This is a genomic window from Pectinatus cerevisiiphilus (assembly GCF_004341685.1).
In the GTDB taxonomy this organism is placed as follows: domain Bacteria; phylum Bacillota; class Negativicutes; order Selenomonadales; family Selenomonadaceae; genus Pectinatus; species Pectinatus cerevisiiphilus.
The window spans coordinates 46,921-70,629 of the sequence record NZ_SMAA01000015.1 but is presented as its reverse complement, the minus strand read 5'-3'; the positions used below and the strand labels follow the sequence as shown (position 1 = coordinate 70,629).

The 23,709-nt window shown below is 38.7% G+C and carries 19 protein-coding genes and 1 riboswitch; of the genes, 11 read left to right on the top strand and 8 right to left on the bottom strand.

Features of this window, described 5'->3' with window-relative positions; genetic code table 11:
* Positions 1–141: 141 nt before the first annotated feature.
* From EDC37_RS09845 to EDC37_RS09830, 4 genes are all read right to left on the bottom strand, one after another.
* Positions 142–1,374, bottom strand: coding sequence for a tRNA nucleotidyltransferase/poly(A) polymerase-related protein (locus EDC37_RS09845; protein WP_132550869.1), 1,233 nt, complete (start codon positions 1,372–1,374; stop codon positions 142–144).
* Positions 1,375–1,475: 101 nt separating this feature from the next.
* A complete protein-coding gene (gene thrB / locus EDC37_RS09840) occupies positions 1,476–2,390 on the bottom strand; it encodes a homoserine kinase (protein ID WP_231039984.1) in 915 nt (304 codons plus the stop codon).
* Positions 2,391–2,392: 2 nt separating this feature from the next.
* On the bottom strand, positions 2,393–3,694 hold the full coding sequence (locus tag EDC37_RS09835) for a homoserine dehydrogenase (RefSeq protein WP_132550865.1): 1,302 nt from the start codon (positions 3,692–3,694) through the stop codon (positions 2,393–2,395).
* A gap of 25 nt (positions 3,695–3,719) precedes the next feature.
* Positions 3,720–4,187: an ACT domain-containing protein gene (locus EDC37_RS09830; protein ID WP_132550863.1), complete on the bottom strand. Its 468-nt coding sequence runs from the start codon at positions 4,185–4,187 to the stop codon at positions 3,720–3,722.
* Positions 4,188–4,919: 732 nt separating this feature from the next.
* On the opposite strand from EDC37_RS09830, the gene EDC37_RS09825 reads away from it, so the two are divergent.
* Together EDC37_RS09825 and EDC37_RS09820 are read left to right on the top strand one after the other, a co-directional pair.
* A complete protein-coding gene (locus EDC37_RS09825; RefSeq protein WP_132550861.1) occupies positions 4,920–5,426 on the top strand; it encodes a hypothetical protein in 507 nt (168 codons plus the stop codon).
* Positions 5,427–5,623: 197 nt separating this feature from the next.
* The gene (locus EDC37_RS09820; RefSeq protein WP_132550859.1) at positions 5,624–5,806 is read left to right on the top strand and encodes a hypothetical protein; all 183 of its coding nucleotides are present in this window, start codon (positions 5,624–5,626) and stop codon (positions 5,804–5,806) included.
* Between the two features lie 226 nt (positions 5,807–6,032).
* On the opposite strand, the gene EDC37_RS09815 is transcribed toward EDC37_RS09820, so the two are convergent.
* The 4 genes from EDC37_RS09815 to EDC37_RS09800 form a co-directional block, all read right to left on the bottom strand.
* Complete coding sequence (locus EDC37_RS09815; RefSeq protein ID WP_132550857.1) at positions 6,033–7,493, bottom strand: pyruvate carboxylase subunit B; 1,461 nt, start codon at positions 7,491–7,493, stop codon at positions 6,033–6,035.
* 358 nt (positions 7,494–7,851) lie between these two features.
* On the bottom strand, positions 7,852–8,436 hold the full coding sequence (locus tag EDC37_RS09810; protein ID WP_132550855.1) for an ANTAR domain-containing response regulator: 585 nt from the start codon (positions 8,434–8,436) through the stop codon (positions 7,852–7,854).
* Positions 8,437–8,441: 5 nt separating this feature from the next.
* Entirely contained in the window at positions 8,442–9,863 is a 1,422-nt protein-coding gene (locus tag EDC37_RS09805) for a sensor histidine kinase (RefSeq protein ID WP_132550853.1), read from the bottom strand.
* Between the two features lie 176 nt (positions 9,864–10,039).
* A complete protein-coding gene (locus tag EDC37_RS09800; protein ID WP_132550851.1) occupies positions 10,040–10,702 on the bottom strand; it encodes a C40 family peptidase in 663 nt (220 codons plus the stop codon).
* Positions 10,703–10,714: 12 nt separating this feature from the next.
* A riboswitch (cyclic di-AMP (ydaO/yuaA leader) is annotated at positions 10,715–10,847 on the bottom strand.
* Between the two features lie 548 nt (positions 10,848–11,395).
* On the opposite strand from EDC37_RS09800, the gene ileS reads away from it, so the two are divergent.
* The 9 genes from ileS (at position 11,396) to ispF (ending at position 23,705) form a co-directional block, all read left to right on the top strand.
* Positions 11,396–14,506 (top strand): isoleucine--tRNA ligase, encoded by a 3,111-nt coding sequence (gene ileS / locus EDC37_RS09795; protein WP_132550849.1) that lies wholly within the window; start codon positions 11,396–11,398, stop codon positions 14,504–14,506.
* Between the two features lie 227 nt (positions 14,507–14,733).
* The gene (locus tag EDC37_RS09790; RefSeq protein ID WP_132550847.1) at positions 14,734–15,189 is read left to right on the top strand and encodes a CtsR family transcriptional regulator; all 456 of its coding nucleotides are present in this window, start codon (positions 14,734–14,736) and stop codon (positions 15,187–15,189) included.
* A gap of 2 nt (positions 15,190–15,191) precedes the next feature.
* On the top strand, positions 15,192–15,743 hold the full coding sequence (locus tag EDC37_RS09785) for a UvrB/UvrC motif-containing protein (protein WP_132550845.1): 552 nt from the start codon (positions 15,192–15,194) through the stop codon (positions 15,741–15,743).
* Positions 15,744–15,757: 14 nt separating this feature from the next.
* Entirely contained in the window at positions 15,758–16,846 is a 1,089-nt protein-coding gene (locus EDC37_RS09780; protein ID WP_132550843.1) for a protein arginine kinase, read from the top strand.
* Entirely contained in the window at positions 16,839–19,385 is a 2,547-nt protein-coding gene (locus EDC37_RS09775; protein WP_132550841.1) for an ATP-dependent Clp protease ATP-binding subunit, read from the top strand. The genes EDC37_RS09780 and EDC37_RS09775 overlap by 8 nt, the downstream gene beginning before the upstream one ends.
* 153 nt (positions 19,386–19,538) lie before the next feature.
* Positions 19,539–20,897 carry a DNA repair protein RadA gene (radA, locus tag EDC37_RS09770; RefSeq protein ID WP_424449994.1) on the top strand — a complete coding sequence of 453 codons (1,359 nt, stop codon included), beginning with the start codon at positions 19,539–19,541 and terminating at the stop codon, positions 20,895–20,897.
* A 276-nt stretch (positions 20,898–21,173) separates the two neighbouring features.
* Complete coding sequence (locus tag EDC37_RS09765) at positions 21,174–22,289, top strand: PIN/TRAM domain-containing protein (RefSeq protein WP_132550837.1); 1,116 nt, start codon at positions 21,174–21,176, stop codon at positions 22,287–22,289.
* 158 nt (positions 22,290–22,447) lie between these two features.
* Positions 22,448–23,215 (top strand): 2-C-methyl-D-erythritol 4-phosphate cytidylyltransferase, encoded by a 768-nt coding sequence (ispD, locus tag EDC37_RS09760; RefSeq protein ID WP_132550835.1) that lies wholly within the window; start codon positions 22,448–22,450, stop codon positions 23,213–23,215.
* Between the two features lies 1 nt (position 23,216).
* A complete protein-coding gene (gene ispF, locus EDC37_RS09755; RefSeq protein WP_196589796.1) occupies positions 23,217–23,705 on the top strand; it encodes a 2-C-methyl-D-erythritol 2,4-cyclodiphosphate synthase in 489 nt (162 codons plus the stop codon).
* The last annotated feature ends 4 nt before the right edge of the window (positions 23,706–23,709 follow it).

Below are 23,709 nucleotides of genomic sequence, written 5' to 3'. Positions count from 1 at the left end.
ATAATCAATCCTTTGTCTTTTACGACTGATCATACTACAAAATAAGACAAAAAGCAATCGTGTGACTCAATTACTTGCGTAAATTCGCCACACCCGCCTTCATCCCCCACCTAAGAGGTAGCGGACTTCTTGCGGGTTAGGTTAAAGTAAGCTGCTGCTATATTCCTTTAAGAGGACTATTCTCTGGCTGCGCAGCCAATTAGCTATTTCTCTGCCTTTTAATTCAATAGGGCATTCCTTCATGTCCACAGAATGAAATAGTTTGAGCAGAAAATGGATTCTTTGCAAATAAATCGGTAATACTTTACTATCGGCTTTAATAACAATGCAAAAACCATCTACACCGAGCGGATTTTTTTCTATTTTGAGCAGCAGATCAACTATTTTCCCCGGTTTAGCAAGCCGTGCCGCCCGCATGTGTTCTTTTATCACAAACGCAGCTCCCTGATACCAGCGGGCAGGCAATGTCATACGCTGATTCCATTGCGCCAATGCCGTTATTCCCGTTTTTTCATGGCCATAGTGGTGCGGCAGCATCGCTTTTGGTGTCAATCCCTTTCCCAAATCATGGCAAAGGGCAGCAAAACGAACCGCGGGATCAGTTGATTTTTGGGCAACGAGATCAAGAATTAACATGGTATGCTCAAAACTGTCACCTTCAGGATGAAAAAGCAGTGGTTGGGTTTGTCCAATCAATGCAGCAATTTCAGGAAAAATCAGGCTAAGTAAAGATGCTTTTTGTAAATAGCGGAAAAATATAGAAGGTATTTTAGTAACCATGGCACGTGCCAATTCATTCATAATTCGCTCAGTTGGTTCATTTTTAAGCTCACAGCCGCATTTCTCCATTTGCCTTATAGTATTTTCAGCTATAGAAAAATTAAACTCAGCGGCCTGCCTGGCAGCCCGCATTGCCCGAACCGGGTCTTCACTAAAATGCTCTGAAGTTGCACAAATGAGTTTGTTTTTTATATCTTCACTGCCATGGAACGGATCAACTATTATCTTTTCTGGCAGTTTCATGGCAATACTGTTCATTCGGCTGTCGCGCCTAAATAAATCATCTTCAATAGATACATCTTCATTATAGACGACGCTGAAACCTTTATAACCATGTCCCTGCTTTTTTTCCGTTCTGGCAAAAGCAATTTCACAATTATTGCCATCAATTTCTATTAAATATACAGGGAAAGACTTGCCAACTTTTTTTGCCAACGGAAAAAGGGTACAAAAGCATTCTTCCTTCATATGACACAAAACATAATCTTTATCTTTGGGCGTGTTGCCTGCCAGCTTATCCCTAACCCATCCGCCAACAATATATACTTCACCGCCAACTTCCCTTATACGCTTAACAAACTGTTCTTCTGTCAAAATTTATTACCCCTAAAAATAAGACCAATTTTAAAAACGGCAGACAATCTGGAAATTCAGTTTGTCTGCCGTTAAATAATACTATCAAAATATATTTTCAATTAACCGATACGATGTGTTCCCACCGTATCTATATTAAGCAGTAAATACGATGACGGCACCTGATACTTGGAAAAAGTCTCTACCATTGCCCTGCCTATCTCTTCTTCATTGTCTAACGAAAAAGCTATAAGTGACGGACCCGCGCCACTCAGCGCAGCGCCGAGAGCGCCAGCTTTTTTGGCAGCCGCAAAAACATCGTACATTCCCGGAATAAGCTCAGCACGATATGGTTGATGCAGTTTATCATCAAACGCATAAGAAAGTACATCAGCATTGCCAGTGCACATTGCCGCAACAAGACTCGCCACATGGGCGATATTAAACGATGCATCCTTTATCGGTATAGACTCAGGTAATGCCTTTCTCGCTTTTTTCGTAGACAAAAAAAACTTAGGCACAGCCACAATCATCTTCAACGGCAGCTTCGGCAAAAAAGATATTGTCTTTACAGCGGACTGTGAACAGAGGCTTACCGTCATCCCACCAAAAATTGCCGGTGCTACGTTATCTGGATGTCCTTCAACCGCAGTTGCCATTTCTAATACATCCTGCTTGTTAAACGGCTCCCCAAGCGCGTAGTTTGCCGCCACAATACCAGCAACAATAGCCGCGGCACTACTTCCCAACCCACGGGAAAGCGGAACATCGTTATGCATTTTTATTACTGCCCCATTATATGCTGCACCGGTCTTGTCTATGACATCCTTTACAACTTTCCAAATGAGGTTTTTTTCATTGATAGGGAGGTAACCTACGCCCTCTCCAGAAATTTCTATTTCAATTTTATTTTCTTCAGTAAGCGTAAGTTCCAATTTATTATAAATATTACAGGCTATTCCCAATGCATCAAAACCGGGGCCGCAATTGGCCGTCGTCGCAGGAACCTGTACTATCACAGTTTCACTTTTGACCAATGCTATCCCTCCTGACATGTCGGTCCTTCTACACGGATTACATTACATATTTTATCAACAGCGGGTAATTTATTAAGAACTTGCTCAGCTTTGCGGATTTTTGCTTCCTGCACTACATGCGTAATGGCAACTATTTCCGCATTGTTTTTAACTTTCCTTTTTTGGATTACGGCATTCAGGCTCACACCAGTTTGGCCGAACGCCATAGCAATTGCCCCAAGAACTCCCGGTTGATCATCGACCAGAAGCCGTACATAATACGATGATGTAGTTTTTTCAATAGGACAAAAAGTTTTATGTTCATAACAAGTACAACGTATTTTACCAAAATGACCTTTTACTATGTCCCGTGCTACATCAATAACATCTGCCAACACAGCAGAGGCCGTCGGTAATTGGCCTGCGCCACGCCCGTAGAACATTGTTTCACCTACAGCATTGCCTTTAACAAAAATGGCATTAAACTCATTTCGCACAGCAGCAAGTGGATGCGACTGAGGTAAAAGTGCAGGATGGACTCTGACATCAATACCCTTTTCCCCATCACGTGATACAGATAACAATTTTATTGTATAACCCAGCTCTTTAGCATAAGCAATATCTTCAGGAGTTATTTTAGTAATGCCTTCAGTATAGACCTTATCAAGGCCTACTCTGCTGTTAAATGCTATAGACGCGAGAATTGCCGTTTTGCGGGCAGCATCAAGTCCTTCTACATCTGCAGTCGGATCCGCTTCAGCATAGCCCTTTTCTTGGGCTGCCTTTAACACTTCATCATAATTGGCATTTTCTTCGCTCATCTTCGTAAGCATATAATTGGTGGTGCCGTTAACTATACCTATTACTTCTGTTAATTTATTCGCTGTAAGGCATTGTTTTAAAGGAGTAATAATTGGTATGCCGCCGCCCACACTGGCTTCAAACATGAAATCCACATTACTTTTTTCTGCAGCAGCAAACATATCTTTACCGAATTGGGCTACGACATCCTTATTGGCAGTCACGACATTTTTACCTGCTTGCAGAGCTTTTAACATATACTCACGAGCAGGATGAATTCCGCCTAACAATTCAATAACTATTTTTATTTCGGGATCGTTCAAGATGTCATCTATATTATCTGTAATAACAGCGTTCCCTGGCAGTTGACGCTTCTTTTTCATGTCACGTACCAATATCCGCGATATAGTAAGCTGTGCACCAACCCTTGGTGTTATTTCATCAAGATTTTCTTCCAATACTTTAATAACGCCTGTACCAACCGTGCCGCATCCTAGAAGACCGATTTTTATAATATTACTCATTATCTAAATATCCTTTCAAACGGCTTTATGCCTGTCCTACTATTTCCAGGCGTCTTACTCCTTCAACTACTCGCAGTTTATCAAGAAGTGCTTCAAGATCGATACTCATATTTTCCGTTTCAATAGATAACGTAACATTGGCCATTCCCTGCAAAGGCAGTCCCTGATTGATTGTCAATATGTTTGCCGAGTCTGAAGATATTATATTTAAAACTTTCGATAAAACACCTTTTTTATGGTCAAGCATAAATGAAATAGACACTATTTTATTAAGGCTGGCTTCATAAAAGGGGAACACAGAATCTTTGTATTTATAATAAGCGCTGCGTGACAAACCGGTAGAAGCTATAGCTTCATTTATTGTGGCAGCATCACCACGCTTGAGCATTTCATTAACCTTAATAGTCTTCTTTATGGCAGTGGGCAAAATATCTTCCTTTACAAGAAAAAACCCAGTATTTTTATTATTGACGACCTGTTTTCTTTTTCGCATTTGAATCCTCCGTATTTATAGAATGGATAATATTATTCTCAGGGAGGAAACTCCCTGTGCTATTATAACGTGTTTTCAATATTTTTTCTACCCCCTCGGTAATATAATATTACTGTTTTTTATATAAAATAAATATGATGAGCTAATGAAATTTTTAAATTATACAAAAATATGCGCTCATAATGGAATAGAAAAAAATATTATTATTGATAATATAACTATTGGAATTTATTTTAACCATCATCCAGTAGTAAAATAATCGCTTAATCTACCATAGCAAATAATACATTGGCTAATACATTTTTAAATAAACGCTAATGACCTACCATATTAGGAGATTATGATTATTACTTGTATAGTATTTTTGCTTGAAAAGTTTATTTTCTTTTGTTATACTAAAAAAAACATATCAAATAAAATATGTGTTTTCTTGGACTCTGTGAATATTGCAGTATTCATAGGGTCTTTTTAGCGGGCAGTATATTTTACAAAAGTAATATGATATGTTGACTTTATCGTTTTTAAATATATGTGACAAAATATTCTAAATTATACTTTAAGACGATAATACAATAAGGAGATCTATTTTCTAGGACGAATATTTATGGGTTGAAATAAAATAGATGGGCTGGACAATTACACTATGTTTGGCAGGAAAGGAGACGGATAAAAAACATATGGACACTTATTTTATTTGAACAAACGATCATATAAATGAAAGAAGGATTTAAAATGAAAAGATTCCCAATAATTCTTATGACAATAGGTTTAATGTTTTTATTCGTGGCGACTACTTCCGCTAAAGAAAATCTCTCGCTCCTGAATGCTGATTCAAACTACGCTGAAATGACATTTCCACCAAATAATGATCGCACTAAAGTACTGGTAGGTGCAGCAACAAAATATTATGTCAGCAAAGACTCAATAAAAACTATCAGCGAAGAAAACGGCACAAAAACGATAAAAGCCGATGTCATTGGTATAATTGTCCCAATGGTATCACCAAAATACCAGAGTGTTTCATACTATAAAATAAATCTAATCTTATCTTATGATAAAGACGGTAAAATGACAAAAGCTTTACCAGCTTTTTATCAATGTGACGTTAACGGAAATATAAAAAATACTGAATCTGGACCAGCTTTAAGTTCATCTAAGAGTCGGTTGCGTTATGACCTGTTTGAAATGAAAATGATAGATTCCATAAGCGAATTTGTATGGAATAACAGTTCCAAATAACCTTTCAACTTGTAGCGATTTGCTACAATGGTGCCTTGACAATTAGGTAAAACTGGGCTACCATATAAGTAGATTATTTGTTTATGCTGAGGTTGATATAATCATAACCGCTCGAAGAAATCGGGCGGTTTGTTTTATAATATAAGTACCTAAAATTATACTTGTTTTTTTGTATTGGCAGAGAAAGGATTTTTTTGATGAATTTAGCAAAGTATCAGAACAAAAATATTATCGTACACACGAAAGATGGCAATGATTACGAAGGGCGTTGTGTAATCGCACGGGACAGTAACGGCGGCAAGGAATATATACCGGCTTATGTAAAAATTGGAAGAACTGAATTCTTAGAAAATAGCATTTCCCGTATAGAAGAAATATAAGCTTTTTGATATGCTTTATTTTGTTTTGTATTATTTTGGCTTTTAATTTTGCGAAGCCAACGGCACTAATTTAAGTTTCGTACTTGGTTGTATCAAAATGAATAAATGCAAAATACAAAGAACCTTCACTATCGAAGATAGATAGTGAAGGTTTTTTGTCTATCAATAAAGCCCCTCCAAAATAATGGAGGGGCTTTATAAATATAAACTATCCTTAATTACTCAATTAAGCTTTAAAGAATTTTTCTGCAAGCTGAGGATCTAAGTTGTAAAGTAACACATCTTCGTCAGTTGCATTGGCACGACCGAGAGCAGCAAGCTTTTTGATAGTGCGTTTCTTGAAGAATTCTTCAGCAACCTGAGGGAACAATGCATAAGACAAAACATCTTCTTCAGTAGCATTAGGATAACCCTTAGCAGCAAGTTCAGCTTTGAATTTATCCATACCTGGTTTCAACAGGTCAGCAGGACGGCAGGTGATAAGGTCTTCTTTCTTAATGCCGATTTTAGCAAGAAGTTCAGGACTAACTGGAGCAGGTGTACGTCCGAATTTACCACGAGCAAGGTCTTTAAATTCGTTAGGAACCATCTTATAACGTTCCCCTGTCATAACGTTCATTGTTGCCATAGTACCAACAATCTGGCTAGACGGAGTTACGAGTGGCGGATAACCTAAGTCAGCACGAACACGAGGCATTTCATCAAGCAGATCCTGATATTTATCTTCCATGCCTTGTTCTTTCAACTGATTTACGAGGTTAGAAAGCATGCCGCCCGGAATCTGGAAGTCAAGAACGTTAGGATTAACATCAAAATATCCCTTAAGACCAAATTCTTTAATAATTTCTTTCTTAACACCGAGGAAATGTTTAGCAATAGGTGTCATTGCCTTACGATCGAGCTTTGTATCATATTCAGTGCCTTCAAGTGCAGCAACCATAGTTTCTGTACAAGGCTGGGAAGTATCCATTGAGAAAGGTGACAATGCGCAGTCAACAACATCGACGCCTGCTTCGATAGCTTTCAAATATGTCATGCAGCCAAATCCGCTTGTGCAATGTGTATGAAGCTGAATAGGCAATTTTGTAGCTGCTTTAAGTTCTTTAACAAGTTCTGTAGCTGTATAAGGTTTCAAAAGACCGGACATATCTTTTATGCAGATAGAATCTACACCCATTTTGTCAAGTTCTTTAGCAAGAACAGCAAATTCTTTAGTAGTATGCGGACCACCGATTGTGTATACCAAGCAGCCTTGTACTTCTACAGAATGCTTTACTTCTTTTTTCGATTCCTTAGCAGCATCAATAGCTGTTTTCAAATTACGTGTATCATTGAGTGCATCAAAAATACGGAACACACCTACACCATGTTGTGCAGCTTTTTTGATAAAAGCGCGAACAACATCATCAGGATAATGGTTATAACCTAAAAGATTCTGACCACGTAACAACATTTGAATAGGAGTATGCAAATGTGCTTTCAACGTGTCAAGACGTTCCCACGGATCTTCATCAAGGAAACGAAGACAGCTGTCATAAGTTGCACCGCCCCATGCTTCAAGAGATTTATAACCGATTGCATCGAGCGCTTCTAACTCGGGAAGCATTTGGGAAATACGCATACGAGTAGCTAAAAGGGACTGATGTCCATCACGTAATACTGTTTCAGTAATCTTAACTTTTGCCATAATTAATAAAAACAACTCCTTTTATGATATGCAATTAAAGTGTAATAGGCATTGTTATTTATTCGCAAAAATGTCGCTATCGTTATAAACGAAAGCTTCTGTTTAATTTAGTAATCCGATTAAGGCAGAACATAAAAATACCAGCCATAATAGCTGTAATATTTGTCGCCCTTTTATAAAAAAACATTAGAACCAAGAAGAACATCGGATAAAATAATTTTTACGAACTAATCTAAATACAGTATAGATTTTATTATTTCGCTTGTCAATTGATTAATGTGATTTTTTTAACAATATTTATTGTTTCGATAAATATTGTTTATTGTATTGATCTGTGTGATAACTGAAAACAATAGTCTTAGGACTTATCCTTCAAAGCTGACCTAATTATTGCTTCCGCAACATCTTTTATGGTTCTGCGTTTCGTCATACTGTATTGTTGAATGCGACGATATGCTTCTGATTCGCTGAGATTATAAGCATCCATCAGTATACCTTTGGCCCTGTCCAGTATTTTACGCATTTCTAATGAGTTTTTCGCATTATCCAATTCAAGTTCAAGTTGTTGGATCTCTTTAAACCTTGTCAAAGCTATCTGCATAGCAGGAAAAAGATTATCCTCACGCACCGGTTTTACAAGATAAGCTAATACACCAGAATGCTTTGCTTTTTCCACTACATCAGCCTGGCTGAATGCTGTGAGCAAAAGGACAGGAGCTATTCTTTCATCATCGATTATTTTAGCAGCAGCGATCCCATCCATTTCAGGCATTTTTATATCCATAATGACAAGGTCTGGATGATATTTTCTGGCTAACTCCACTGCTTTTTTCCCATTTACAGCTTCACCGACTACGTTATGGCCTGCTTCTTCCAGTATTTCTTTAAGGTCCATCCTTATAATCGATTCATTATCGGCGATGACTATTTTTAACTTATCCATTTTTATTATTCACCCCTAATATTTTGCGGAATAGTTATCCTGGCATGTGTACCATTATTGTTATATAACTCAAATTTACCATTCATATCGTCTTCTATCAAAGTCCTCACTATTTGCAGTCCAAGTGAATGGGAACGGCGCTTTTCAAACCCTTCCGGTAACCCAGGGCCATCATCATACAAATCAAGTACATATTTATCTTGAGTTTTGGTTATGGCAAGGCCGATAGTTCCTTCATGGGCATTTTCAAAGGCGTGTTCAAGCGAATTTAAGATAAGTTCATTTACAATTAGTGCCAGATTACTGGCCTGTTGTGACGGTAAAATCACAGTACCACCAGAAAATTTTGTTGTCAGTTTAAATTCCGGAGGCAGCATATTTTGCGAGATGAGGTTTAAAATATTTTTTGTTACTTTAGTCACATCAATTATTTCATCCTGTTGCTGCGACAAAAATTCATGTACTACAGATATACTGAGAATCCTGTTAACACTTTCTTTTAAGGCTGCCTTTACCTCAGGCGACTGACTGCGCCGTGCCTGCAAACGCAGCAAGCTGGCTATAGTTTGCAAATTATTTTTGACTCTATGGTGGATTTCTTGAATAACAGCTGATTTTATCAAGATTTCCTTATCTTTTTTCCTGACTTCAGTGACATCTGATACTATAATTATTCTATAGAGAAGATTTCCGCCTATTTTTATCGGAATATCTCTTCTGACTATAGTTATACTATCGGATGTAAGCTCTCTTTCATAAGGTTTATCACTAGTGATTGTTTCTTTTGTTATTCGCCTTGATAATTGCTGGTCGAATAAATGGCAGCCAATTAAATTTATAACGCCTAAAATATTGTAAATACGCACGGCTGCTGTATTGGCAAATACAATACGATTGTTTTTATCAGAGATTATTATACCATCACTAGATGTCAGCGGCCTAAACATGTAAGCATCAAGGTTTTTATGGGAATATGTCAATAAAGAACACGCCGTCCGGTAAAGACAAGAATAGCCTTCTGTTTTAGCTACATCCGGCTGCATTTCAAAACTGGCTACAGCAACGATGCCGAGAGAATCCAAGATAGCTTCTGTGTGCATTTCAACGAATTTACCCCAGCTCCATTCTCTTTTACCGCTCATGCTTTTACCAGTTTCCATGGTATACTTTATAAGGGGTTCTTCCTGTATTTTTCTCAACCGTCCCATCTCACTATGTTGAAAAGGAGTATAAGCTGTATGTGGCTTGATATAATCAATTATTAAAAACTCATTTTGCTGTTTTGTAGGAACATATACCCCTATATTAGCCATAACCAGATCAGCGATAAATGGTAATGTTATTTTTATACGTTGCAGTAAATTTATCTGCATAGCGGTCAAATTAGTATTAGTGCGGCAAAGTTCAAGCAGATTGTTATCTGTCATAATTATTTAATTCAGCTCCAATTTAGCTTCAAGTAAAATATTTCTTCACAGTATATTTATGATATCCATGAAAAAAGTAAGCGGCTTATTATTCTTAACATTATAGCAAATAAATTATCTGCATGGCAAATAAAAAAAAGAGGAAACCCGCGGTTTCCTCTCCAAAGCAAAATACATTATATAATTCTGCGAGCTCCAATATATGCGGAACTCCAATATCCGCTATCCAACGAGTCAATGGTTACACCACGGCTAGTTGAAGCATCAATGAATTTACTGTCTCCCATATAAACGCCTACATGAGAAGCACCATACGTATACGTAGAAAAGAATACCAAATCTCCTGGTATTAAATCATCGTATGCAACAGGTGTACCTACCTCATATTGTGCATCGGCTGTGCGCGGCAACGAAATGCCCGCATTGGCAAACACATAACGAGTAAATCCTGAACAATCAAAACCACTCGGTGTTGTACCGCCGAATACATACGGAACGCCTATGTATTGTAATGAAGTTTGAATTATTCTACGCGTATAATAATTCGAACCACGACTCACTTGTGGCATATCTCTGCCCATAAGTGCCTGATAAGTCTGCGAACCTACTAAACCATCCGCATCGATTCCCATAGAAGCTTGGAATTCTTTAACCGCTTCCTGTGTTGCCGGACCAAAATCTCCATCAGCAGCAACATCATAACCCAAATTCGCAAGCGCTCCTTGTATTTCTGCTACCTCGGTTCCCTGATCACCTGAACGAAATGCATCAGCACTAGCGATCGAAAACCAACACATAAATAGCGCCGACAAGATAATTAAACGCAATACCTTACTCAAACGGCCACTCCTCTCTTTGCTTTTTGTTACCTGCGAGGTTAGCTGTCGGATTAGGGACAGAAGAAGAAACCGGCCCTTGTCAAAAACAACATTCACCCCAAAATTGGTTCCCCCGCTCCTGAGTTGGATTCGGCTTTTATTTACTCATGTGTTATATTTTACTAGCATTCGCAAAAAAAAGCAAGTCTTAATTTATACATTTATCTGATAATTGTATTTTCATTTATGTCTTTATCTTAATAGCAGGTATAGAAAAAGCATCTGAAATTTTATTAATTATGCTGTTTGAATTTAAAACAATTTTGTGATATCATAGCAACCATAATAGAATGATAAAGGCATTGAGGGAGACAGGCGAAAACTTAAACGCTGCAGCGAGCCGATGATAGTGTGAGATCGGTGCCGATATATGTTTTAGCGAATCACTCCTGAGCTGTTGGCTGAATATTTCTTCCAATAAAGGTAAAAAGTTTTGCAGTGTTGTTTATGTTAGTATAAACAGCTCTTTATTGAAGTAATTATTAAGCTTATACCGGTTCCCACCGTTAAATTGGGTTGCATATGTTGGTATGTGAAATAGGTGGTATAATGATTGGCTTAGCTTTCATCCTGTTTTAAGGATGAAGGCTTTTTATTTTTTATTGCACTAATCAAATATCAGTAAATATTGCTTTTACTTGGAGGAGTTATTTTATGTACAAAAAAGTAGAAACGAGTCTAAACTTCACACAGCGAGAAAAAGAGATTGAAGAATTTTGGCAGGAAAATAATATTTTCAAAAAAAGCATAGATCAACGCGAAGGCAAAGACATGTTCACATTTTATGATGGACCGCCTACTGCCAACGGGAAACCCCATATTGGTCATGTACTGACCCGTGTCATAAAAGACATGATTCCCCGTTTCCAAGCTATGAAGGGACATAAAACTGTCCGCAAAGCTGGTTGGGATACACACGGACTGCCAGTAGAATTAGAAGTAGAAAAATCTTTGGGACTCAATGGTAAAGACCAAATCGAAAAATACGGCATAGAACCCTTCGTAAAAAAATGTAAAGAAAGCGTATGGAAATATAAAGGCATGTGGGAAGAATTTTCACGTACTGTCGGTTATTGGGCAGATATGGATAATCCCTATGTCACTTATGATAATAAATATATTGAATCTGTATGGTGGGCACTGAAAACCATCTGGGAAAAAGGGCTACTATATGAAGGACATAAGATCGTTCCATATTGCCCACGTTGTGGCACTCCTCTTTCCTCTCATGAAGTTGCACAAGGATATAAGGATGTAAAGGAACGCTCTGCCATTGTTCGTTTTAAAGTCAAAGGAGAAGATGCTTATTTTCTAGCATGGACAACAACGCCTTGGACCCTGCCTTCAAATTTAGCTTTGTGCGTAAACCCCAAAGTCACATACGTAAAAGTAAAAAAGGACGATTATACTTATTATTTGGCTGAAGCACTTGCAGAAAAAGTTCTTGGTGAAGATTTTTCCGTTCTGGCAAAATTCACAGGCAAGGATTTAGAATATAAAGAATACGAACCGTTATATCCTTTCGCTGTTGGTAAAATAAAGAAAAAATCATTCTACGTAACTTGTGATGATTATGTAACTACGGCTGATGGTACCGGTATCGTCCATATGGCCCCGGCATTTGGGGAAGACGATGCCCGCGTCTGCCACAAATATGATATTGGCTTTGTACAATTTGTAGATGCAAAAGGCTGTCTGACAAAAGAAACTGATTGGGAAGGCATCTTTGTAAAAAAAGCCGATCCACTCATTTTAAAAGATTTAAAAGAAAAAGGACTGCTCTTTGACGCTCCCAGTTTTGAACATAGTTACCCGCATTGCTGGCGTTGTGATACACCGCTCATTTATTATGCGCGTGAATCCTGGTTTATAAAAATGACAGCTGTCCGTGAAAATTTAATAAAAAATAACAATATGGTAAACTGGATACCACCTACAATCGGTAAAGGACGTTTTGGCGATTGGATAGAACATGTTCAGGATTGGGGTATAAGCCGCAATCGCTATTGGGGTACACCGCTCAATATCTGGGAATGTAAATGCGGACACCAGCATTCAATAGGCTCAATAAGCGAATTAAAAGCTATGTCAGATAACTGTCCAGACGATATAGAACTGCATCGTCCCTTCCTTGATAATGTCACCATAAAATGTCCTAAGTGCGGTGAACAGATGCATCGTGTTCCAGAAGTAATAGACTGCTGGTTTGATTCTGGGGCAATGCCTTTTGCCCAATGGCATTATCCTTTTGAAAATAAGGATTTATTTGAAAAAACTTTTCCTGCTGATTTCATTTCCGAAGCAGTAGACCAAACGCGTGGCTGGTTCTATTCACTGATCGCCATTTCAACACTCCTATTTAATAAACCGGCATATAAAAATGTAATAGTCCTAGGCCATGTACAAGATAAAAATGGCCAGAAGATGAGTAAATCCAAGGGAAATGCAGTGGAACCAATGGCCGCGTTAAAAAAACATGGTGCCGATGCAATCCGCTGGTATTTTTACGAAAACAGTGCCCCTTGGCTGCCTAACCGTTTCCACGATGACGCAGTGCAGGAAGGACAGCGCAAGTTTTTAGGCACATTATGGAACACCTACGCATTTTATGTGCTTTACGCTAATATTGATAAATTCGTTCCTTCCGAACATAAGCTTGATTATGCTACTCTGTCAGTAATGGATAAATGGCTGCTCTCACGTTTAAACACCCTGATAAAATTTGTCGATGAAAATCTGTCAGCTTATCGCGTTACAGAAACAGCCAAAGCATTACAAGACTTTGTGGATGAACTGTCAAACTGGTATGTACGCCGCAGCCGTGAACGTTTCTGGGGAAAAGACATGACCCAGGACAAAGTTAATGCTTATATGACTCTTTATACAGCATTATCCACCTTTATCAAGCTGGCTGCCCCTATGATTCCTTTTATAACAGACACCATTTATCAAAATCTCGTAAGAAATTCTTATGCTGATGCCAAGGAAAGCGTTCATTTGTGCGATTTTCCTAAAGTTAATGAAACTTATATAGATAAAGATCTGGAAAAGAATATGCAGCTTGTATTAGAAATAGTTTCATTGGGACGTGCTGCACGTAATACTGCAAATATAAAAAATCGGCAGCCTATAGGACAAATGTTTGTGAAAGCACCGTTCATTTTAAATGATTTCTATAAAGCAATTGTTGCTGACGAACTCAACATAAAATGCGTCGATTTCACAGATGATATGGAAAAATATTTATCCTACAGCTTTAAACCGCAATTTAAGGTGCTCGGCCCTAAAGCGGGCAGACAGATCAATGAAATCAAGAAAGTATTGGCTACGCTTAACGGTCATGCTGCCAAAGATGAGCTGGATAAGACCGGTACTTTAAAAGTAACATTAGCCTCCGGAGATTTCACACTTACCCGTGAAGATGTAGAAGTCTCAGTGACCCAGACCGCCGGCTTTGCTACTGAATCCTACAATAAGGTTACCGTTGCTATTGCCACAACACTTTCGCCCAAACTGATAGAAGAAGGTTTTGTCCGTGAAGTTATCAGTAAAATACAGACCATGCGCAAAGAAAATGGTTTTGAGGTTACTGACAGGATAAAAGTTTATGTGAACGGCAATGAAAAGATTGCTTCTATTGTAAAAGATAATTGTGCTGAGATACAAAAAATTGTTCTTGCCACTTCGATAGAAACGGGCAAGACAGACGGATTCTCCAAAGAGTGGAATATAAATGGAGAAAAAGTTATTTTAGCCATAAAATAAAAAAAGAGCCGTACCGCCCGTTACAAGATGGGCAGTACGGTTTTCTTTTTTGCCATTGAGCTTAAAAAACCTTCAATACGCTTATTTATAGTGTGGTTTTACCTTGCAATATAAGGCATATATAAAATTAAAAATAATTATTTTAGAAAAATAAATAAATACTTGCAAAAAGTCAAAAAGTCAAATATAATATACTATAATATAAGTAAGATTTGAAGGTGGTTTTTATGAGTAATATAGCTGATCTTATTGAACACTATATATTGCAGCGTCTCGCTGCACAGCAAAATTGTAATGTAATATTGAAACGCGCAGATATAGCTGATGTCATAGAATGTGCTCCTTCGCAAATCAGTTATGTTTTAAACACACGGTTTACTTCTGATAAGGGATTCATAGTAGAATCGCGCAGAGGTCTCGGCGGGTTTATAAGGATAACACGTGTTCCATTACAAGATTTGGTTTATGGTGATTTAATCAATAAAATAAATAACGAGACCACTGTAAAAGACCTTCATAATATGATAGATTATATGTTAAAGCACAATCTGATTAAAAACAGGGAAGCTGCTCTAATCTATCAGTCATTCAACAATATTTACAATAAGATTTCAGCATCAGACAGGGCGAATTTTCTTCGTTCTTTGTTCATAACTCTGGCTGATTTTACAGAGGAGGAATAATAATGTTATGTGATAACTGCAAAAAAAATGATGCTTGTATCCATATCACTCAGATAAATGGTAACAATAAAATTGATCGTTATCTCTGCGAGGAATGCGCTGCTAAATATGGCGATTTTATAATGCAGGAACAGTCTGAAAACCAATCGGAATTTTTTTCCGTCAATGATTTTCTTTCCGGTATTTTCCATAATTCCTCACAACATGATACCAAAAAGACAAATGCTAATGAACCTTCCGCAGGAGAAGAAGAATATACATGTCCTTCCTGTGGTATGACATATATGGATTTTACACGTTCTGGTAAAATAGGCTGCAGTACATGCTACAGCACATTTAAGACTAGATTGGAACCATTATTGCGACGTATCCATGGTTCCAGCAAACATACCGGAAAAATCCCCCATCGTGCAGGAAAAACATTAAATATACAGCAGGAACTGTCCTTGCTCCGCAAACAGATAGAAACATATGTAAACAATGAAGAATATGAAAAAGCTGCGCAGGTACGCGATTGTATCCGGCGGCTTGAAAAAGAAATCAAGCCTGAGTGAAGGGAGGTTTTAAGATGATGTTGAATAATATCTTTACAGACAATAACATTGCATGGCTGGACGGTAAAGGAACAGAAAGCGACATTGTCCTATCGAGCCGTATTCGCCTTGCTAGAAATTTCAAGGATCTTCCTTTCCCTAACAGAGCTTCATCAGTCCAGCTGGCTGATGCCAAAAACAGACTTTTAAGCGTTCTTGATGACATATCAGCATTTACTAAAAATAATTATATGTGCCTTGATATGGATAAACTTACTGATTTACAAAAGAGAGTGCTCGTTGAAAAGCATTTTATAAGTAGAAATTTCATTAAACACGTGGAATCAAGAGCTTTGATTATAAGTGCTGACAGTAATATTTCCATAATGGCTAATGAAGATGACCATTTGCGTATCCAATGCATGAAAAGCGGCCTTGATCTATCTGAACCGCTTGAAATAGCTTTCCAAGCCGATGATTGCATTGAAAAAACATATGATATTGCCTTTGACGACAACATGGGTTATCTCACCGCCTGCCCCACTAACTTAGGAACAGGCCTACGGGCTTCAGTCTTGCTACATTTACCAGGACTGGCTGCCACTAACCAGATTTCTAAGATAGTAAACATCTCCCCCCAATTAGGGCTTGCTGTAAGGGGACTATATGGCAATAATGCTCTTGGTAATCTTTTTCAAATATCTAATCAGCTTTCACTTGGTTTTAGTGAAAAAGAATTAATTGAAAATTTATCGCGTGCTGTCCAGGAAATCGTTTCGCATGAACATGAAGCGCGAAGAGCTCTTATGGCATATGCTGAAGACAAAGTTTGTGACCAGGCATGGCGTGCCTTAGGAATATTAAAATACGCACGCAGTCTTTCGGACAGGGAACTTTTGTCACTGGCCAGTAATGTCCGCATCGGCATAGATGAAAAAGTAATCACCGGAATTAATGCCGAAGTCTTCAATAGGCTTATTGTTGCCGGACATACTAATTATCTAACAAATTTACAAGAAAAAGAAAATATGTCTCAGCGGGAAATTGATAAAAAAAGAGCTGATATCACCCGTGAAATAATTGCTGACAGCTCATCTGATAAGGAAGTGATTTCTCATGAATAACAATAAATTGACTTTTAGTGCGGAAAAGGTATTAGAGCTCGCTAATTATGAAGCAAATAAACAACGTTGCGGTTATATCGGTACAGAGCACATTTTACTTGGCCTTGCTCGAGAAAAGAAAGGATTGGCGGCAAAGGTTCTATCTTCACTTGGTATAACAAGGGATATGGTTAAGAGCCGCTTAAATAATATTATTATCATTCCGCCAATAATGGCAGGTGATCCTCTGGCCTATACACCATTGGCAAAAATGGTAATGAACTTTGCGGAAGACGAAGCAATAGAACTCGGTCACGACTATATTGGCACTGAACATATTCTGCTCGGCCTCATTCGCCAAGATGATGCTATAGCCTCTAAAATCCTTGTATCACTGGGTGTAGACCTCGATATCGTCCATTCAACAATTATGGATATGATCAATAATGGTCAGCATGATACGGAAGGTAATGTTGGTGACCAAACAGAAAATGACAGTGATCTCGTTTCTAAAAAGACCCCTTTCTTAAATCGTTATTGCCGAGATCTAAAAGCACTCGTCCTGAAAGACAAAATAGATCCTGTAATTGGCCGTACTAAGGAAATTGAAAGAGTTATTCAGATTTTGCTGCGCCGCACTAAAAATAATCCTGTACTTATAGGTGAACCTGGTGTTGGTAAGACAGCTGTTGCTGAAGGTCTGGCACGGCGTATGACAGAAGGTATAATGCCTAAAATACTTGCCAACAAGCGGATAATGAGTCTCAGCATGACTTCGTTGGTAGCCGGTGCCAAATATCGCGGTGAATTTGAAGAACGCTTGAAAAACATTATTGATGAAATCACACAAACCGGTAATGTTATTTTGTTTATAGATGAATTGCATACATTGATTGGTGCAGGCGCTGCCGAAGGGTCAATAGATGCTGCAAATATTTTAAAACCAGCTCTATCCCGTGGTGAAATACAGGTGATAGGTGCAACAACCCTCAATGAATACAAAAAATACATTGAAAAGGATTCTGCCCTTGAAAGACGTTTCCAACCTATTTTACTTGATGAACCAACAGAAGAAGATGCGATCAGTATCTTAATGGGCTTGCGCAGCAAATACGAAGAATTCCACCAAGCCAAAATAACGGATGAAGCAATCAAGGCTGCTGTTAAGCTTTCTGCTCGGTATATCAATGATCGTTACCTACCTGATAAGGCTATTGATTTAATGGATGAAGCTGCCTCCAAAGTTCGTTTGGCAACTATTTCCTATCCTGTAGAATTAAAACAGTTTAAGGAACAGCTTGATAAACTTGACCTTGCTAAAAAAACGGCTATAGATGCACAGGATTTCGAAAGGGCTGCCCATATCCGGGATGAAGAAAGCAAGATAAAAGATAAACTCAAAAATGCTGAAGAAGAACTCAAAGCTAAAGAAGAAAAGCAAATTCTCGTCACCGATGATGATATAGCAGATGTTTTATCATCATGGACAGGAATTCCTGCAAGACGCATGGCCGACAAAGAAGCCAAACGCCTTCTGCATATGGAAGACACTCTCCATAAACGCATAGTTGGGCAGGAACCTGCTGTCACAGCTGTAGCAAAAGCAATCCGCAGAGCCCGTGCCGGCCTGAAGGACGTCAAAAGACCAATCGGTTCGTTTATGTTCCTCGGCCCAACCGGGGTAGGCAAAACTGAACTGGCCAGATCATTGGCTGAAGTATTGTTTGGCGATGAAAACGCCATGGTTCGGTTTGATATGTCAGAGTACATGGAAAAGCATACCGTATCACGCATGGTGGGAGCGCCTCCCGGCTACGTTGGCTACGAAGAAGGTGGCCAGCTTACTGATACCATTAGAAGAAAACCTTATTCGGTTATTTTGCTTGATGAAATTGAAAAAGCCCATCCCGATGTCTTTAATCTGCTGCTGCAAATCCTTGAAGACGGACGATTGACTGATGGACAAGGCCGGACAGTTGATTTCAAAAATACTGTCATCATCATGACCTCAAATGTAGGAGCACAATTATTGAGAAAACATGCTTCTGCTATGGGATTCAACACGGGAGACACCGCAAAGGAAGACTTTGCCGCTCGTTCAAAAAAAATAATGGATGAAGTAAAAAATATTTTCAAACCAGAATTTTTAAATCGTATTGATGAATTGATCGTCTTTAAACCACTGGATAAAGACAGCCTCATGAAAATTGTGGATATTCTTCTTAAAGGCGTGACAAAACGGCTTAAAAATGTGGAATTAAACATAACTGTCGACGACCGTGCAAAACAGTTCCTGCTTGATAAAGGAACAGATGTGAAATTTGGGGCCCGGCCTTTAAAAAGAGCTATCCAAAAACATCTTGAAGATGAATTAGCTGAAAGCCTTTTACAAAAACGCTTTACCGCGGGAGATACCATTAAGGTTTCTTATGATGAAAAAGAAGATAAACTTTCTTTTTCCCGCCAGGAAATTCCCCCTGTAAAAGTAGCTGATGAATCTGCACAGGTAACTGCTGATGTTGCGTCTAATGAAGCTGCTCCAAACCTGCAAGATGAATGAACAAAAGAATCTTTTGCAAAAAAATGAGTCTGGTATAAAGAGAGCAGTAAATTTTTTATTAAATTTTCTTATCGCCTTATTATGGTTGGCGCGCTCTCTTTATAAGCTTATTGTTTCAAGTGTTCGCAAAAAAAACGGGAAACGGTGATGTCGTTGCCGAAAAAGAAAAGTGTTTTTATTTGCCAAAGCTGCGGGTATGATTCACCTAAATGGATGGGAAAATGTCCAGGATGCGGTTCATGGAATACGATGGTTGAGGAGATTGTAAAAACAGATACAAAGCACGGTTTAGCACTGGGCTTGAATGAGCAACCCCAACCTGCACAACTACTTTCAGATATTTCCTTGGCCAAAATGCCCCGCTTTTCTGCCGGTTCATCTGAACTTGACCGCGTCCTCGGCGGTGGTATCATACCCGGCAGTTTAGTGCTGGTGGTCGGTGATCCCGGCGTAGGTAAATCGAGTCTTAATTTACAGGTCTGCGCCCACGTTTCAAAGAAAAAGAGCGTCCTCTATATTACAGGGGAAGAAAGCCTTCAACAGATACGCATGCGGGCAGAAAGAATAAATGCATTATCTAATACGCTAAAGGTGCTCAGCGAAACGGATATGGAACGGATTAACGTGCATGTAAATGCTGAAAAACCAGAACTGGTTGTCGTTGATTCTATCCAGACTATTTTTCATCCCGATGTACAGAGTGCTCCTGGCAGCGTCAGTCAGGTACGTGAGTGTGCAGTTGAACTTCTACGCATAGCCAAAAGCAGCGGTACTGCTGTCTTTATAATAGGTCATGTCACTAAAGACGGGACACTGGCCGGGCCACGTGTTTTAGAGCATATTGTTGACACGGTACTTTATTTCGAAGGGGAACGCAATGCCCAGTTCCGTATTCTGCGGGCTATTAAAAATCGTTTTGGCAGTACAAACGAATTAGGGTTATTTGAAATGTGCGATACGGGATTAGTTGATGTTCCTGATGCATCTAAACTCTTTTTATCAGAAACAGTGCTGGGGTCAGGCATCGTTATAGCTCCTACTATTGAGGGCACACGACCTCTCTTGGTAGAAATACAGGCTTTAGTTGCCCCCACTCCCTATATACCACCGCGCCGCACTTCCGATTCAGTAGATATCAAGCGTATCCAATTATTGTTGGCTGTATTAGAAAAACGAATAAATTTAAGTATAGGTGCCTGTGACGTTTACGTTAAAGTAGCAGGCGGCATAAAGATAGACGAACCAGCGTGTGATTTGGCTCTATGTATAGCACTTGCCTCAAGTTTTACTAATAAAATCGTGAAGGAAAAGACTATTGTTTTTGGCGAAGTGGGTCTTGCTGGTGAAGTAAGGGCAGTAAACGGTGCCGATCTACGAGTCAAAGAAGCCTGCAAGCTCGGCTTCAAGCACATTATTATGCCGCAAAAGAATATAAATTCATTGGGAACTGTAAAAGACGTATCCGTTACCGGTGTAACCACTGTACGGGAAGCTTTAAAGGCAGTATTTTAAATACTGCCTTCCTCTTTTTTATTTACCATTTACAATATGCTGTTTATTTCCGTATTTTGTAGATAGAATTTAGGAATTATATATTTATTTTTGACAAAAGCTTTTTCATTTAGTATTATAAGTCTATTAATTCACATATTTAGGAATGCTTTTATCCGTAAATTTGGTCTTATATTATAATATGATTATTTTTCGATAATGTTCCAGATCCGTACTTTAGTTTGAGAACGGATCTAAATTTTTATGATTATAGTTTATTATTTTGGAGATGAGTCTGTGTTAGAAAAAATATTACGCGTTTTAATAGTACTACTTGCTGCTATATTCGGTTTAGCGCTTATGCAGTTGATCAGTCCACTAATAGCCCTTGTGATAAGCACCGAATATCTCAATATCAATCTCGACGTTTTTGGTATTACTCTGGCACATTTGATAATAGGCTTGTGCGGTATTATTATTGGCGGAGTTATCGGCTATATAATTTCTCCCTATTTGATAATTTTATTAAAACGTTTTTCAGTATGGGTAGAAAATCAACTTAACAAAATGAAAATCCATGATGTTATTGCCGGTGTATGCGGGCTTGCTATCGGTCTCGTAATTGCCAATCTTCTGGGTGTAGCTTTTTCGGGAGTGCCCATAGTGGGTAGTTACCTGCCAATTGTCTTTAGTATTGTTCTTGGTTATCTGGGAATACATATAACAATAAAGAAACGCAACGAAATCGTAGCACTATTTCCGCGTTTGTTTAGAGAGCAGACAAAGGAAAAGAAAGCTATTGTAGAAAAACCAGTCTTAGTTGAAAATTATAAATTACTTGATACGAGTGTTATAATAGATGGGCGTATAGCTGACATCTGCCAAAGTGGTTTTATTGAGGGAACATTGCTAATTCCTGTATTTGTACTGGAAGAATTACAGCATATCGCTGATTCTTCTGATCTTTTAAAAAGAACAAGAGGGCGCCGCGGTCTTGATGTTTTAAAAAGAATCCAAACTGAATTTAATATGTTTGTCAAAATTGATGAACGTGATTTTGACGATATAAGTGAAGTAGATTCAAAGCTTATAAAACTTGCTCAGGTTGTAAACGGAAAGATTATAACCAATGACTATAACTTGAACAAAGTAGCCGATTTGCAGGGTGTTTCCGTACTGAATATCAATGAATTGGCAAATGCCTTAAAACCTGTAGTAATCCCAGGCGAAATGATGACCGTCACGATAGTAAAAGATGGTAAAGAGCAGGGACAGGGCGTGGCATATCTTGATGATGGCACAATGATCGTAGTCGAAGGCGGCAAAAAACATATGAATACTACGCTTACTGTTGCAGTGACATCGGTTTTACAAACTGCGGCGGGAAGAATGATTTTTGCAAAACCTAAATAAGGACTGCTTTCAGTAGCGATTATATAGAAGTTAGCTTATAATGACATACGAACTTTATATGGATGAAAAATCTGTTTGCTGATATATTAAAGTCAATAAGCTGCGGTGGTGATGCCGCAGCTTTTTTGAGAAATGAAACATAAGAAGGGTGATATAACGTGATAACGGCTATTTTTCCAGCCGCTGGAAAGGGTAAACGTATGGGGGCTCCTTTCAATAAAGTTTTCGCTGCTTTATCTGATAAACCTATCCTTATACATACGCTTTTAAGTTTTTCACGCTGCAGCGCTGTTGATAATTTTATTGTAGTGGCGGCACCGGATGAAGTGGAACCGGTAGCAAAGGTTTTGCATTCTCTGCCGGGAATTAAGCCTTGCAAAGTAGTCGCAGGTGGAACGGAGCGCCAGTATTCTGTTTATAATGGACTGCGCCAAGTTTCTCCCAAAACGGATATCGTGCTTGTCCATGATGCTGCAAGACCGCTCATCAGCCCCAATGTAATAAACAATGTCATTAGTGAAGTCGTCCGTTCTGGTGCAGCTGTTGCAGCTGTTCCAGTAACAAATACAATAAAGGTCATTGGTGATGATAATATGGTAGTGAACACCCCGGACCGAAATACGTTATGGATGATGCAGACACCCCAAGGGTTCAAAAAGGATTTGCTTGTTGGCGCGCACGAACAGGCACGGCAGGACGGCTATCTTGGCACAGACGATGCCAGCTTGGTCGAACATATTGGGCATCCGGTCAGAGTAGTTATGGGCGATTATAAAAATATTAAAATAACTTCACCGGATGATCTTATATACGCAGAGGCCATTCTCGGCAAAAAAGCTGTTTCAAAAGTTAAAGCAGAAGTTTCTGTAGCTATTTCTAATGCTTTTGAAGAAATGAAGGCAAAAATATTTAAGACGAGGATTTAACATGATAAGGATAGGGTCCGGTTACGATGTACATAGATTAGTGAATGACCGTAAGTTAATTATCGGCGGGGTAGACATCCCTTTTACCAAAGGACTGCTTGGCCATTCTGATGCAGATGTACTACTGCATGCAATTGCCGATGCTTTATTAGGCGCGGCCGCACTTGGCGATATTGGTCGTCATTTTCCCGACACTGACAAGGAATATGAGGGAATTTCCAGCATAATCCTCCTACAACGAGTTGCTGAACTGCTCGCCAAAAATAATTTTATTATTTGCAATATAGATTCCACTATAGTTGCCCAAGCTCCTAAAATGCTGCCCCATATTGAAAAAATGCGCATAAACATTGCAGCAGCTTTAAACATCAATATAGACCAGATAAATGTAAAGGCAACTACAGAAGAAAAGCTGGGCGTTACCGGCAAAGGTGAAGGAATATCGGCAAATGCCGTAGCACTTATCAAAACTAACGGAAATACATTGTAGTATA